Annotated in this window: 13 protein-coding genes; 10 read left to right on the top strand and 3 right to left on the bottom strand. The window is 30.2% G+C overall.

What is annotated here, in order from left to right; genetic code table 11:
- The first annotated feature begins 96 nt into the window (after positions 1-96).
- The 7 genes from E7Z78_RS02205 to E7Z78_RS02175 are packed head-to-tail and all read left to right on the top strand — an operon-like array spanning position 97 to position 10,672.
- A complete protein-coding gene (locus E7Z78_RS02205; RefSeq protein ID WP_303723541.1) occupies positions 97-3,357 on the top strand; it encodes a helicase-related protein in 3,261 nt (1,086 codons plus the stop codon).
- A gap of 1 nt (position 3,358) precedes the next feature.
- The gene (locus E7Z78_RS02200; RefSeq protein ID WP_303723540.1) at positions 3,359-5,167 is read left to right on the top strand and encodes a hypothetical protein; all 1,809 of its coding nucleotides are present in this window, start codon (positions 3,359-3,361) and stop codon (positions 5,165-5,167) included.
- A 17-nt stretch (positions 5,168-5,184) separates the two neighbouring features.
- A complete protein-coding gene (locus tag E7Z78_RS02195; RefSeq protein WP_303723539.1) occupies positions 5,185-7,794 on the top strand; it encodes a hypothetical protein in 2,610 nt (869 codons plus the stop codon).
- Between the two features lie 25 nt (positions 7,795-7,819).
- Entirely contained in the window at positions 7,820-8,017 is a 198-nt protein-coding gene (locus tag E7Z78_RS02190; protein ID WP_303723538.1) for a hypothetical protein, read from the top strand.
- Positions 8,018-10,003 carry an AAA family ATPase gene (locus E7Z78_RS02185; RefSeq protein ID WP_303723537.1) on the top strand — a complete coding sequence of 662 codons (1,986 nt, stop codon included), beginning with the start codon at positions 8,018-8,020 and terminating at the stop codon, positions 10,001-10,003.
- Between the two features lie 11 nt (positions 10,004-10,014).
- Positions 10,015-10,479 (top strand): hypothetical protein, encoded by a 465-nt coding sequence (locus E7Z78_RS02180; protein WP_303723536.1) that lies wholly within the window; start codon positions 10,015-10,017, stop codon positions 10,477-10,479.
- A gap of 19 nt (positions 10,480-10,498) precedes the next feature.
- Positions 10,499-10,672, top strand: coding sequence for a hypothetical protein (locus E7Z78_RS02175; RefSeq protein ID WP_303723535.1), 174 nt, complete (start codon positions 10,499-10,501; stop codon positions 10,670-10,672).
- Between the two features lie 605 nt (positions 10,673-11,277).
- Here the strand turns inward: E7Z78_RS02175 and E7Z78_RS02170 are convergent.
- Genes E7Z78_RS02170 through E7Z78_RS02160 form a run of 3 tightly spaced genes read right to left on the bottom strand, consistent with a single transcriptional unit; the run spans position 11,278 to position 12,611 of the window.
- Positions 11,278-11,430, bottom strand: coding sequence for a hypothetical protein (locus tag E7Z78_RS02170; RefSeq protein ID WP_303723534.1), 153 nt, complete (start codon positions 11,428-11,430; stop codon positions 11,278-11,280).
- A 21-nt stretch (positions 11,431-11,451) separates the two neighbouring features.
- Positions 11,452-11,751, bottom strand: coding sequence for a hypothetical protein (locus E7Z78_RS02165; protein ID WP_303723533.1), 300 nt, complete (start codon positions 11,749-11,751; stop codon positions 11,452-11,454).
- 11 nt (positions 11,752-11,762) lie between these two features.
- Complete coding sequence (locus E7Z78_RS02160) at positions 11,763-12,611, bottom strand: hypothetical protein (RefSeq protein WP_303723532.1); 849 nt, start codon at positions 12,609-12,611, stop codon at positions 11,763-11,765.
- 423 nt (positions 12,612-13,034) lie between these two features.
- Between E7Z78_RS02160 and E7Z78_RS02155 the strand changes: the two genes are divergently transcribed.
- From E7Z78_RS02155 to E7Z78_RS02145, 3 genes are all read left to right on the top strand, one after another.
- Positions 13,035-13,505, top strand: coding sequence for a hypothetical protein (locus tag E7Z78_RS02155; RefSeq protein WP_303723531.1), 471 nt, complete (start codon positions 13,035-13,037; stop codon positions 13,503-13,505).
- A gap of 348 nt (positions 13,506-13,853) precedes the next feature.
- On the top strand, positions 13,854-14,468 hold the full coding sequence (locus E7Z78_RS02150) for a TetR/AcrR family transcriptional regulator (RefSeq protein ID WP_303723530.1): 615 nt from the start codon (positions 13,854-13,856) through the stop codon (positions 14,466-14,468).
- Between the two features lie 131 nt (positions 14,469-14,599).
- A complete protein-coding gene (locus E7Z78_RS02145; RefSeq protein ID WP_303723529.1) occupies positions 14,600-15,313 on the top strand; it encodes a CPBP family intramembrane glutamic endopeptidase in 714 nt (237 codons plus the stop codon).
- Positions 15,314-15,349 lie beyond the last annotated feature (36 nt).

The following is a 15,349-nucleotide window of genomic DNA, read 5'->3' as shown; positions in this document are numbered from 1 at the left end:
TTAATGTAAATTACTTTTTTTTATTTAATATTATATATTAATTTAAACATAAATAATATACAATATTGATATTATTGAACTTAAAAGGGAGTTGCCATGTCTGAATTAATTTATGAAAAATTTGGGAAAATTCTTTCAAATGATGTAGTTCAAAAACTATTGGGGGCACATGATGATTTTAAAATAACACAACATCATTCTTTACCTTCTAAAAACATTTTAATTGGAGCGTTATTGCCTAAATCTCCAGAATCAGAAATTTCTATTGAAAATTCAAAAGAATTGAATTCAATTTCTGTAAAATGTTTATTGGAGGATAATGTTACTCCAATTAATGTTGATGTTTCATTTTCTGTTTTTTATAGAGTACTGCCATCATTTGAACAGCAAATTGAAGGTATTAAAGATCAGGGGAATAAAAAAAATTATCCTATTGAGAGGGTATGGAAAAGAAAAGATTTTTCTATTAATAATTTGACTATTAATCCATTAAATTCAGAGAAGATAGAGTTAGATTTGTCTGATTTAATTAAAGATATTAAAAAAGATAATGATGTTCTTAAAACAGAAAGAAAAATTCCATCTAGTGAGTTACAGTCTGAAAATGATTTCAATACTTTTTTAGATAAATTACGTGATGATACTTTTGATTTCAAATATTCTTGGAATATGTATATTAAGCCTAAACTTAGGACTTTTTTCCAAGACGATAAAGAATATTTTTTATTGGAACTATTTTTAGTAAATAATACTATTGATTTATCCAAAGACGATAGTTCTTATAATCTTTATGATAGGACTGTGTTCAACTCAATAATGAAAATTAATTTAAATGATAATAAGTTAACTCCATTTCATTATGAATACACTTATGATGATCAATTAAAACAATATTATGGAGATTTAAGATGTTTAAATTGTCATGGTAAATATGACGATGAGAAAAATTCGATTCTAACAAGTAATTACGTTACTTTTGATCAAGTGAAGGTTTCTCCAAAATCAGATGTGGATTATGCAGATATTTCATTTAAAATGCTTTCTTCAGAAAGAGGATTTTTGGAATTAGATAAAATTTACATAAAAATGAATGAATTTTATGAGAATGCGGTTAATTCTAATTTATCTGACGACCCAATATATCGTGAAGAGTTAGATGAATTCGAAAAAATGAAAGAGCGATTCAATGAAAATATTAATTTATTAAGAACTACTCCTAAAGCAGCTAAAGCATTTTATTTAATGAATGAAACTTTTGAGAATAATTCTAAATATCCTACTTGGAGATTATTCCAAATTGTTTTTATTGTGCTGCAAATTAAAGACATTGTAGAAACAGATTATCAAAGAGATGTCTGTGAATTACTCCATGTTATGACTGGAGGGGGTAAATCTGAAGCATACTTTGGTATTGTAATATTCACTGCATTTTGGGACCGTTTAAATGGAAAAGAGTTTGGAGTTTCTGCTTTAACTAAATTCCCATTAAGAATGTTGTCTATACAACAATTACAACGGATAGCTAATGTTTTTATTCATGCTGAAGAAGTTAGGAAGAATAATGATGTTGGTGGTGAACCATTTTCAATTGCATATTATGTAGGTTCACAAGGAAATGAATTCCCTAGTCATAATTTCAGAATCATTAATCAAATATTGTCTAAACGAGAAAAAAATGAATTTATTAAAGGTAAAATCATTGAAAAATGCCCATTATGTGGTGGTGATGTATTTTTAGACATTGATGAAGACCAATATTTAGTTGTTCATAAGTGTCATGATTGTGATAGTATTTTTAGATTATATTATTCCGATGATGAAATATATAGGACTCTTCCAACTTTCATTGTTTCAACTGTTGATAAATTGGCGGCTGTTGATTCTAACCGTCGTTTTAAGAATTTGTTGGGCGGTAAATTAGATTTATGTAAAAAAGGGCATGGTTTCATTCCTCATAACGATAAATGTGGTGTAAAATTTGGCCCTAGACAACCATGTAATGAACGGGGCACTGAATTCCCAGTTGATTTTAACATCGGACCTACATTAATTATTCAAGATGAAATGCACTTGATAAGAGAAGGTTTTGGAACTATCGACTCCCATTTTGAATCATTGATTGAATCAATGAAAAGTGAGTTTTCTGATGGGGTTAAGTTTAAAAATATTGTAATGACCGCAACTGTTACAGGAGCTAAAACTCAAATAAAACATTTATATCATAAAGAAACAAGAATATTTCCTCCAGTTCTTGAAGATTCTAAAGGAAAAAATTTCTTTTTTGAAAAATCTGAAGAAAATGGAAAAATTATCAATCAACGACAAATTGTAGGTTTAAAACAAAATGCCTATTCGAACATGTTGTTACTGGTTATTTTAAGATATATTTCAGAATTTATTAAAAAAGTAGAAAGTGATGTATCCACTTTTGCAGAGGATAATGATTTTGATTTAAAAGAATTATTGACAGTTATACCGTATTATAAAAATTTATTAACATATCATAATAGAAAGCAAGATGTTCACAAAATGTCATATAACATCTTAGACTTGGTTAATTCTTATAAATCTACTTATGATTTAGTATCAAACAATCTAACTGGGGACGATAATTTAGATACTATTAAAGAGACAATTAATAATGTTGTTTCTTTCCAAGATAAAGAAGAAAACAAGGATAAATTATCCTTGGTCAGTGCAACAAGTATTGTTTCTCATGGTGTTGATGTTGATACATGGAATGTAATGGCGTTTGAAGGAATGCCAAGAAATACTTCAGAGTATATCCAAGCATTAAGCAGAGTCGGTAGAAAACATTTCGGTATTGTTTTTGTATTGTATGATTATATGAAAATTAGGGATGTGAGTTTCTATCAAAATTTCACTGAATATCATGAAATTTTGGATGATAAAGTTGAAAATGTTCCTCTCTCTCGTTGGACTAAATTAGGGTTTAAACAAACATTTACATCAGTTTTCTGTGCGGCTGTATTAAATTACATGTCTAATTTATTAGAAAAACCTCTATATACTGTTGAAGAATTTAATAGGGTATTTGTTGAAGATATGAATAAAAGATTATTAATTAATTTCATTAAGGAAGCATATATTTCTAATTCAGACATGTTAGGTGCAGATTTCTTTGATGAAACTATCGAACAAGAAACAATAGATAGAATAGAATACCTTGCTAATTACACTGGTAGTGAAATGTATTATTTCCCATCAGCTTTAAAAGATCAAAAAGATAATAAATATTATAAAACACAGTTTGGTATGAGGGGTATTCAGGATTCCCTTGTATTTTCGCCGGTTAATAAGGATTTAGAATTTAGAAAGAGTTTGGAGGGTGATTAATATGGAGGATTTCAAAGTTCCATTTGCAGCCTACAGCGCATTGTTTAGGGCTGTTAATAATTCCATGTTTATTAATGAAAAATTATCAAATAAAATTGTTTGGTTAAATAAGGATAAAGCTGATTCAGATTTGCCTATTTATAATGAAAAAAGGTTGAAAGATATTCTATTCAAAGAAATTAAATCATTATATAATGACAGGATAAATGTTCATGATTTGAATTTAACTAGATTGAGCGACAGTGATATTAATAATTTCTTTATAGAAAGATTTTATTTGGTTGATGAAAATGATTATTCCAGTTCAGGATTATTTGAAATTTTCCCGAAAACATTTCGCTGTGAGAAATGTAATGATTTTAGAATATTTGAGAATGATGAGGAATGGTCTAAATTTGATGTAAATAAATGTAGAGTTCCAGGATGTGACGGATCTTATACTCAGGTGCCTTTTGTTGGTTATTGTGAAACCTGTGGCGAAATTACATCAATTTTTCACAACTGTAGTGAACACGGTCATGAGCATTTAAAACTAATGAGAAAAGATATTAATGCCCCAGGTACTTGGAAAATAAGATGTACTGCATGTGGCGCAGAAATGGATATGATGAATTTTTGTAATCACCGTAAACATTCCTTGTCTGATAAAGATATTACTAAATTAAGGCCTATCAACGTGAACCAAGGGGGAATTTTTAGATCAATAGTCAAAACAAGCATAGACATTCCTGATTATCAAGAGTCTAAAGATATTGATATTATATTGCTTGGAGCCTACCTTCATTATTGGGATAAATATTTTGATGAAGAGGAAGATTTAACTGATGAAGAGATTATTGATGATATTATTACTTATTTGTCAAAATTAGAGGAGTATCCAACTGAAAAAGATAGGAAAAAGGCCATTAGGCGAGGTTTTTGCACAGAAAAAATATTTGAAACAGGTGAAAAAGTTAAAAATGATATTGAGGAACTTAAAGAAGAATACGATTTTTCATATTCTGAACTAAATGACTATTTCATTTTAAAAGAAAGATTTTCTGAAGAGGAAGATACTAAAAATATTAATTATTATGACATTATTAAAGATGATGGGGAACAATTAAAGAAATTCTTTGATTTTAAGAAAGACATTGGAATTGAAGAAGTAACTTATATTCCAGATATTCATATGATTTCTTCTTCAATTGGTGTGATTAAAGGAATTAATAATTCAGAAGATTCTCTTGCACCTCATTTTGAGCCGCATTGGAAAAGTTATAAAGATAAAGATAAATTTGAAGCGTTATCTTTCCCATTTGAGACTGAAGGAATCATGTTTGATTTAGATAAAGAGAGATTAGTTGATTGGATTTTTGCTAATTCTGATAAAACTCGATCTCCAAACATATCTGCTCAACAATTTTTATTTGAACTAGATGAGTCAAGTGAGGAATTTGAAAACTTAAAAACATTAATACATACATTTGCACACATTTTGATAAACAGGTCTTCATTATACACCGGTTTGAATTCCGATTCCTGTGGTGAATTGCTATTTCCAAAAGCGGGTTCATTCTTAATCTATTCAACATCTAATATTAATATTGGAGGATTTTCTTTTGTTTTTGAAAATTCTTTATTTGAGTGGTTTAACAATGTAAAATTGGAAGTAAATGATTGTGTATTTGATCCAACATGTATTGATGAACATGGGGCATGCTTTTCTTGCGTATATCTTCCAGAATATGTATGTTCTCATTTCAATAACTTCTTGGATAGAGATGTATTTTTAGGTGAAAATAGATTTAAAAAAGGTTACTGGAAATAATTTTTGAGGTTTTGTTCATGGAACAATGGAGAGACATATTTGATTATTCGATTGTTGCAAGATCAAATAATAAAGATGATCATAGGCAATCTTATTTAGTAAATCGCCGTGATTCAACAGAGGATGTTTTGAGTCCTGTCACTAACTTACTGTTAAATTCAATAGTTAAAATATTTGATTCGGATGAAAATTTAATTATTAACTTTCCTAAAAAAATTTTAAAGCCTATTCCATTAATTTCATATATCTTTGCTGAAATGAAATCTAAAAGTGTTCTGGTATTTACAGCAGGAAATATGGCTAATAAAAATGATTTAATTAGAATCCACAATGATAATTTTTATTTATTGAGTATGGTAAACCAATGGAATAACAGTGCCAATCTTTATGAAAATTGTTCTATGGGTTATCTTAAAAATAAAGGTGAAGTGGCCTACAAGTTTTTCCTCCCTCATGCTAATGCAGCTTATAAACAACATTTAAATCAAAATTTAAATACTATTTTAGGAGATAAAAACAAACCTAAAATTGTTTTAATGGGAAGTTCTAGTTTAACAAGTCTCACTAATACCATTAATCGCATATCTATTGATAATAATGAATTAAATGATGAGAATATTAATAATAATATTGATTTGGATATTGGTTGTATAATTTTTGAAAATGCGGATAAATATTTTAGTTCTAAACATAATGCAGAATTTTTCGTAAAATGGTTAAATGAAAACGTTTCTTCCGATATTAAGATTATATTTCATTTTTCAAGTCATGACTTACAGTATTTAGACTATATTAAAGAATTAACTAAAGCTAAAGTAATTTCATTTAATGGAGGGGTTATTAAAAACAATGATATTCTAATCGAATCTTCATTAGATTATTATGAAAACATTGATAATCTCCATATTGTTAATAGATATAACCTTGATGATCAAAATGACTACAATTATGATTCTAAAATTATTTTAGATGATTTTAAATTGGATAAAGGAAACTTAGATTATTTCTCATACAGTGCCAGAAAGCTTACAGAGTTTATCAATGAGGATGAAATTGGAGTAAATTCATTGTATTACAATGCCCAAAAACTCTTTTTGGATTTGCCAAACTTAACAATTAATCCTTCTTTCTTAAAATTTCAAGTTAGATATCAAAATTCATTTTCATACGTAACAGTCCCTCAATTTATTGATTTATTCGATTCAAGCTTACAATATGAATCTTCTCATAATAGAATTTATTTAAAAAGGTATCTCTCATTTTTAAGTCAATTTTATAATGAACTTTCGAAAAGGAAAAGGGTTATGGAACCGAATTCATATAATAAAATTGGTAAAGATTTTAGAATAATTGAAATAATTAAAAATAAAGAGAAATATTTTGGCAATAATAATAATGTAATTATTGGAACTTTTTATAATACTGAACCAAGTATTTTAAATCATTATTTAAAAGATTTTCCAGATGTGGAAGTAAAATTTATGGGTAATTTAATTAGGGAATATTCTGATTCCTCTAATTTTAATTTATTATTGCCAGGTTTTGTACCACCAAGATTCTTATCTGAATTATACAAGGATTATTCAAAAATTTTTATTTTAAACTATGATGGATATAACCGAAAAAATATTGAATATCAGGTAGAATCAATTGAAAACCCTTCCATAAAGGATGAAACTAAAGTTATGGATTATTTCTTAGAGTTATATGATTATCTTGGAATTAGTAAAGACAATGCTTTTGTAAAAAATTATTTAAAACGGCTTGAAAAAGAAGATATTCCTGAAGATCCTATTGAAAAACCTGTATCAACAGTAACTGTTGGTGACGATGGTTATGAAGAAGATGATGAAACGGAAAGTTATGATGATTATCTGAAAATAATTAAAAATATTGAAAAAAGGATTTCAAATTATCAGTCCACTCCAAATATTTCAAGTAATATTTCCAGTTCTTCTCCTCAATATGATAATTTAAAAACTGTTGAGCTAGAATTACTAACTCAAAATACCAATGAACATATTAAGAAGGTAGTTCCAGCTAGAAATAAATATCTTCATTTTAAAGATTATGGTGCATTAGAAGATGCATTTGAGATAAAAGCTGAAAATTTATCTAAGGGAGATTATGTAATTATTTTAGATAATGAAAGGGTTTCTTTCTTTGATTTATTTATTGAAGTTTTCAAATTAGAGGAAAATATAGATAAACATCTTGCGGACTATTGGAAGGATAAACTTTCCATTTTCGTTGAAGACAATAATTTGTCTTTTGATGAGTTCCATGAGTTATATAAAAAAGAAGGGGGCAAAATGGGAATCCAAACAATTAGAAATTGGATTAAAGGTAAGAATATCTCTCCAAGAGATTATCAAAATGATTTAGTTTACCTTTCAAAAGTTATGGATGATGATTTTTTACGAGATAATATAGATATTATGGGTGATGAATTTAGAAAGATTAAGTCAATGCACATTGCAATGGGAAGAAATTTAAAAGCAATCATGAAAAATATTATTGTAGATGATTTCTCATTAAATTATGATTCATTAAGTTTAGAGGAACAAACAATGCATAATATTATTAAAAATAGTGTTTATCAGGTTATAAAGGTGAAAAATAAATAATTGCTAACTATTGTGAGGGATTTTTTTGAAAAAGAATTTGGATGAGATTAATAAGGATATTCTAGATAAAATAGACAGTTTAGATGTCGACCAAAATATTAAGGATTTTTTGAAAGATGCTTTATATGAAGAATATACTCACAGGGATGAGAATTACACTCTCTCAGATAAACGTAGTGAGAATTATGAGCCTCTTATTAATAAATATTATAAAGGTGAGTAAATGATTATCAAATCAATGACTATTGAAAATTATAGGCCATATAAGGGTCCAGTTAGCATTGAATTTGCTCGAGGCAAACAAAATGTCACTATAATCCAAGGTAGGAATGATGCAGGTAAAACCAGTTTTATAAATGCATTTACATGGTGTTTATATGATAAGGAGCCATTCAGAGATGAAGGTATTGAAGGCAGATGTAATCAATTAGCATTGGATAAAGTTGATGTTAAGGATAAGGTGAATGTTAAAGTTGAAATGATAATGGAGGATGCATCCGGAAGAGATGTGAGAATTACTCGTCAACAAACTTTTATCAAAACATCAAAAAATTCAAATAGAAGTGATGGTAATTCAAAATTGAGTATTTTTCGAGATGATGGCTTGCAGGAGAAAAAAATTGATGATCCAGAAAATTACTTGATGAATAATTTGCCAGAATCTTTACAAGAATATTTCATGTTTACTGGGGAAAAATTGACTCAATTCTTTAATAAAGATCAAGATTTTGTTAAAAATGGAGTTTATACATTATATCAGTTAGATTTATTAGAAAATATAAATATTCAAGCTAAAAAATGGGAAAATTACTTTAATACTAAATTTAAAAAGATTAATCCAAGATTAAGTGAATTAAAAGAAGAAAAGTCTAAAATACTTGAAGACCAACAAAATGACAAAATATTATTAAGACAAAATAAGGAGCGTATTAAAACTTTAGAAGTTGAAATTAAAACATTATACGCTAAAATTGGGGCTTCTGGTGCTGATGCTAATGAAATTAGAAGAGATATTCAAAGTTTAACTGATGAAAAAAGATCTTTAAAATATGATTTGGAAGGTGTTGAAAGAGAGTTATCATCACTTGTAACGGATAATTTTTCTCATATTATGGCTTATGATTTATTGGAGAATCTTGAAAAATGGGAAGATTTTGAAGAAGAATCCGAAACAGAAGGTGAAATTTCGTTTGTTGTTTCCGATTTAAAAAAATTATTAAAAAATAAGGAATGTGTTTGTGGTTCTTTATTAGAAGAACACACTGATCAGTATAAGCATATTGAACATTTAATCGAATTTTTAGAAGAAACTTCAAAAGAATCTGGACCAAAAATTGAAGAAGTTATATCTAAATTACTTGATGTTTCTAGTAATATCCGTGTGAGGTATCCAAAAACTTTTAAATCAGATTTAGCTTCTAAAAAACAAAGAATTCTTGAAATTAATCATGATATTGAAAGTAAAAATATTAAAATATCTGGTTTAAAAACAAGGCTTGATAATTTAGATATTGATGCTATTGATGAACTGAATAAACAAATTGATGAAAATCAAAGTTTAATTAAAACTTTAACTGAGGATAATACTATTTTAAAAGAAAATATAGAAACTTATCCTTTAATGATTGAGGAATTGGATACTTTAATTTCAGAAGCTATTAAAGATGAAGATGTTAAAGATGATATTGCTGACAAATTAGACTTCTGTGAAGAGGTAAAGTTAATTTCAAAGAAAATTTATGATGAACTTGCAGTAAATATATATCAAACTCTTTCAAAAGTTGTTACAGAAGAGTACAAAACTATTCATTGGAAACCTGATTATAAAAAAATCATTGTTGATCAGGATTTCAAAGTTTTAGTTGAAAAAGCACGAGGAAATATTGTATCCGCAACAGATCCATCCACTGGAAGTAGGAATGTGTTGGCATTAACATTCATGGCAGCTTTAAATTCATTATCTGGTTTTGTTTTACCTCAAATAATTGATACTCCTATTGCTTCTTTAGATTTAGAAATGAGAAGTGAAGTAGCAAAAGCTTTGCCTAGGTATATGGAAGGTAAACAAATGATATTATTAGTAATGAACTCAGAATATACTGGTGAATTTAAAACTAATATTCGAAAATTTGTTGGATATCAATATAAATTAGATTATGTTGGTGCAGAGGGTGAAGGTCAAACAGTTATCAAGGAATTTGAGGATTGAGGGTGAGAACTATGGATAGTAATATAGAAGATATTTATGAAAAAACTAACATTGAGCATGTTAGTATTCCTAGGAAGTGTTATAGTAAAAAAGGACATCATTCAGAGTATTCTTATCAACATTTAAGTAATGTATTGTCCATGGGTAATATTGAATTTTTCACATTAACTGTATTAATAGGTAAATTTATTGTCAAAGCGAGAAAAGAAGTTGATGGTGGTGTAGATCAGTTTTTTAAAATGACAAAGAACAACACTCGAAAAGATGAATTGACAATATTAAAAGCAGTTGCCGTTGATGAAGTGAATAATCCATTTATTTTAAAAGACTATCTTGCTATGCGAAAAATTTGGATTGAATATTCTTATGCAGGTTTTGATAAATTATATGAATGGTATCAAAAAGATAATAATGGGCTTGAAGAAAAATTATCTGAAATAATGCTTTCTAATTTTAAAGAAAATTTAGATGAATAATATATTAGAGGGATTTTTCATGGCAGATAAAACCAATATTGAAGAAAGAATTCAAAAGGCAGTTGATCTTAAAACATCCTTGGAAAGCAAACTGGAAAAAGTCAAAGGTTCTCCAAGAGAGGAGGAATTCCAAATTCAAGTCGACAAGCTCAATGACTTGATTGCTCATCTCAAGGCCGAACTTGAAAAATAATTTTAATTAAAACTCCGATTCATTAAATCATGACCTAACTTCAAAACTTCTATTTAATGAATCCTATTTTTTATTATTTTAAACAGAATCTCATTTTACCTATTTTTAACACCTCTAATCTACATAGTCCACCAAATTCAGGTGTCAATAATATGTTACGTATATTATGTCCTATAAGGTGCAGTCCTCGTAGAACTCTCATTTGGCATCAGATTAAAAATAATTTTTTGAAAAAACAGAAATATTTGCTGCCCGTTTCTTATTCAAAACAGGCAGCTATCTAAAGTGTGTATCTATAGGAAAATGGTTTATATTTTGAAATGTCCTGTGATGTATCACAGCGTTTGATGTCTGGAAGTTTCCGTTTGAATTGGACTTTTCAGACCTATTAATTCATTTATGCGATGCATTATATAAAGTTTTTCGAATGTAAGCGCTTACTTGCATTTAAACGGTAAAAAAAGAAATTATTAATCTTATTTTAAAAAAATAGTATAAGATTTAAATTGTAGAGTTAAAACACCAATGATATTCATTACTGGGGGTGTTTTTCTACAAGATCATATTTGGTGAATTTTCCCATTGTCTTAAAGCTGGTTATGGGATTATTTAGATAGTGTTTTTTCGACGAATTCTTTGCTCACGTTTACTATTTCGATTATTTCTTCTATTGTGCATCCATGGTTTTTAAGGTTGATTATAATTTTTTCATTGTTTTCATCTACTTTGTCTTGTGCATATCTTTCTACGTTTTCCATATTTTCGCCTGTTGGTTATTTTTATTTGGATAGTGTTTTTTCAACGAATTCTTTGCTTGTTTCGGTTAGTTTTATTATTTCTTCTATTGTGCATCCGTTGTTTTTAAGGTTGATTATGAATTTTTCAGTTTTTTCATCTACTTTGTCTTGTGCATATCTTTCTATGTTTTCCATGTTTCCACCTACTGTGTTGGTTATTCTTTTGTTCAACTTTTTGTCTTTAACAAACTTATCACATAGCATCAGCACTATTCCTTTGACGAATTGTGCCATCTCTTTATCTAATCCTGGAATGTTGGTTATGAGTTCTAAGGGGGTCAAGGATTGTGTAATTATTTGGCTAGTGTTTTTTCAATGAAGTCTTTGTTTATTTTGGTTAGTTTTATAATTTCCTCTATTGAGAATCCGTTGTTTTTAAGGTTGATTATGAATTCTTCATAGGTTTCATTTACTTTGTCTTGTGCATATTCTTTTGCATATTTTTTTGCATATCTTTCCGCATATTTTTCCACGTTTTTCATGTTTCCACCTACTAGATTTGTTATTTTTTCATTCAATGTTTCATCTTTAACAAACTTGTCGCATAGCATTAGCACTATTCCTTTGGCAAATTGTGCCATCTCTTTATCTAATCCTGGAATGTTGGTTATCAGTACTGCTGAGTCAAGGATTGCTTTTTCCATGTCCTTTTTACTTTTCATGAAGCAAAACAAGGTTATCATAAGCAATTCCTTTTCAGTGAAGTACTCTTCATGTGTTATTTTTGTATTCATCTTATTAATAAACTTGTCTCCGTCAATGCTTTTTAAGGAATGGATATATATCGGAAAGCGGGAATCTGGATTGATTTTGTAGCATTTGGTCTTTTCGCTTTCAACGGTGCTCAGCACATGAACTTCAATCGGCTTTTTGGATTTTACCTTGACTTGGTCGATTATTGCGCTGTAAAAGCGGAATCTTCGCTTATCGTTAACATCCACATAGCTGCTTTGAAATTCAAGGATTATAATTCTGTCTTCCAGCTCAAAAACAAGGTCTGGCTTGTACATTTTGGGATCAACTATTCCATATTCTGTCTGGTGCACTTTCAGGATTTTTCCCTTGATGTTGATGATTTCTATCAGTTCCTGCCCATATTTCTGGCCTTCAATCTTGAAGATTGTATCCTCGTGAAATTTCATTAATTTTCACCTCATTGAATTTTGTTAATTATTCTTTAATTTAGGTTTTAAAGAATATAAATCTTTTGATATCGGTTTAAAGCAATATTGTTATTGCAATATAATAAAACAAGTATAAATCAATATTTATTTCAAAATAAATTAATTTACGGTGGAATAAATATTGCTTTGATGTCGTTAAAAACTATGTATAAAATAAGTTACGTATATTTTGCCTCAAAATATCCGCTAAACATTTAGTTAATAATTCTCTGTTTCTTCATTAACGATTTTAAATATTTCATTTTCTAATAAAAATTATTATTTGTCCTTATTTTTTGATTTAACGATGCAAGTAAGTACTTGCATTCGAAAATCTTTATATATGGTCTTTAATATACAATGTAGTAGAAACAAGTTTTCTAAAATAATCGAGGATTTATAATGAATAGAATAATTTTAATTTGTGCAACAATTTTTGTATTTGTAATCGGTGTCGGTTGCGCATCCGCAGCTGACTTGAATGAGGCAGGTGACGCACCTGCATTAGATGTTGTCGATAGTGTTTCTATCGTAAAAGACGATGACTTTTCCACATCTCAGTTAAGACCTGATGTTGTTGATAGGCCTGATGTTCAAATGTCCGCTTCACTTAAACATTCTGGAAAGGCTGCTGATTACAAAGATAAACCAATTATAGCATTCCAAGATGATGAGAATTCCCCACTTCAGTTAAGACCTGATGTGGTTGATGATGTTTCTGCATCTCAGATAAGACCAGATGTTCAAAAAGTTTATATCCCTGAAAAGTATACTAATCTTGAAAAAGAGCAAAATAGACCAATTGCATCTTTTTGGGACCATGTGTTTCCATTTGATATAAATAACATGACTGAATGCGGAATGGGAAGCTAACTCCTGTTTTTCATTCTCCCAATTTTTTTTTCGACGAAATCTCTCGTAACATTTAATTTCTATATCTTTGCTTTTTTTGAAACAAATAGACTTATCATGAGCAACTCCTTTTGCATGAAGCATTTTTCATGGCTTATTTTACTATTCATCTCATTAATTAACATGTTTTCATCAATGCTTTTTAGGCTGCCTGAGGGATTTAAGCACGGCTATGTCATGGCGAAATGTTTATATACTGTAATTTTCATATTATAATTAAAAACCGACTAATAGTCGAAAAATGATTGACAAGAATATTAAGTCAATTACAATATGAACATCAAATAACGAGTATTTTTGGAGGTAAACATGAAAAAAGGAGAAAAAAGGAAAAAAGAGTTGCTGAAAATAGCCTATGACATGTTTCTCACACAGGGATATGAGAATACCACAGTTGACGAAATCATAGAAAAGGCGCAGATAGCCAAAGGCACATACTACTACTATTTCGAAAGCAAGGAGCAGATGCTCGAAGAGGTCATAGACATGATGATCGACAGCGAGATTGAAGCGGCAAGGGAGATTATCGAGACGGATATTCCTGTGCCGCAAAAGATCGTCGGCATAATCGCGTCAGTAAAGCCTACCGAAGCGGAACAGCCAATAAAGAACGCTCTTTTCCAGCCTGAAAACGTGCTGATGCACCATAAGGTCAGGAAAAAATTGATCCATGTTGTCACTCCGCTTCTCTCAGAAGTCATAAATGAGGGAGTAAGGGAAGGCATCTTTGAATGCGACAACATAGCCGAACGCGTCAAGATGCTGCTTGTCATCAGCGACGGCACCTTCAATGAAGGGGCATTCACTGAAAGGGACATCTCCGTATTTATAGACATGACCGAAAAGCTTCTCGGGGCAGAAAGCGGAACGATGGGTTTCATTTACGACCTGATTGACAAGAGCGACATGGAGGCGGCCGAGTGAACGCTACGGAAAAATACAGATATAGGCCGGTTCTCTTCTTTTCCATGGCATATCTTTTCACATGGATATTTTGGATTCCAGCAATATTCACGCCTGAAAGCATCAGTCCCCTGCTGATGCTGATAGGCCTCATGGCTCCGGCCATCGTGTCCACGGTTTTCATCATGATGTCCGGGTCAGATGCCCTCAAGAGGGACTTCAAGAATAGGATCTTCGGATTCTACAAGGTGAAATGGATGAATGTGGTTTGGGCCATAATCGCATTTGCGATAGTGATAGCCTGTTCCATTCTCCTGTCCCTGCCCTTCGGACAGTCAATCAACCAGTTCTCATTAACTGAAAACTTTTCCTTCACAGGCGTTGGGATAGCAGGAGCATTCCTCACCATCACTGTCGCTTCAATAATTGAGGAAGTGGGATGGAAAGGATACTGCGAGGATTCCATTGGAAACTATATGAACTGGTTTTGGGAATCCATGATTTTTGGAGTGCTGTGGTCTTTATGGCACTTGCCCCTAATCTTCATTCCGGGAACATATCAGGCGGGGCTTATGGCGGATCCTCTTTTCGTGGTCAACTTTTTTGTCAGCGGAATCCCCATGGGATTTGTCATCACATGGGTCTATCTTGAAAGCGACCGTTCGATACTGGCCTGCATGATATTCCATTTTTTTGTCAATTTCATGCAGGAAAAAATTGCGTTGACCCCAGAGACAAAATGCCTGGAGACAATAGTGATAACAGTGCTTACAGTCATCATAATCATGGCTAAAAAGGACATGTTCTTTGAAACTCGCCATGTCGGAAGACTGCCTGAGTACAGCTACAATCAGAATGAGATATAGCCTCAATCAGTGCTTTTTGAATGCCATCACCAGAAC

Source organism: Methanobrevibacter thaueri, from assembly GCF_015062915.1.
GTDB lineage: Archaea > Methanobacteriota > Methanobacteria > Methanobacteriales > Methanobacteriaceae > Methanocatella > Methanocatella thaueri_B.
This window is presented reverse-complemented; position numbering and strand designations above follow the sequence as displayed.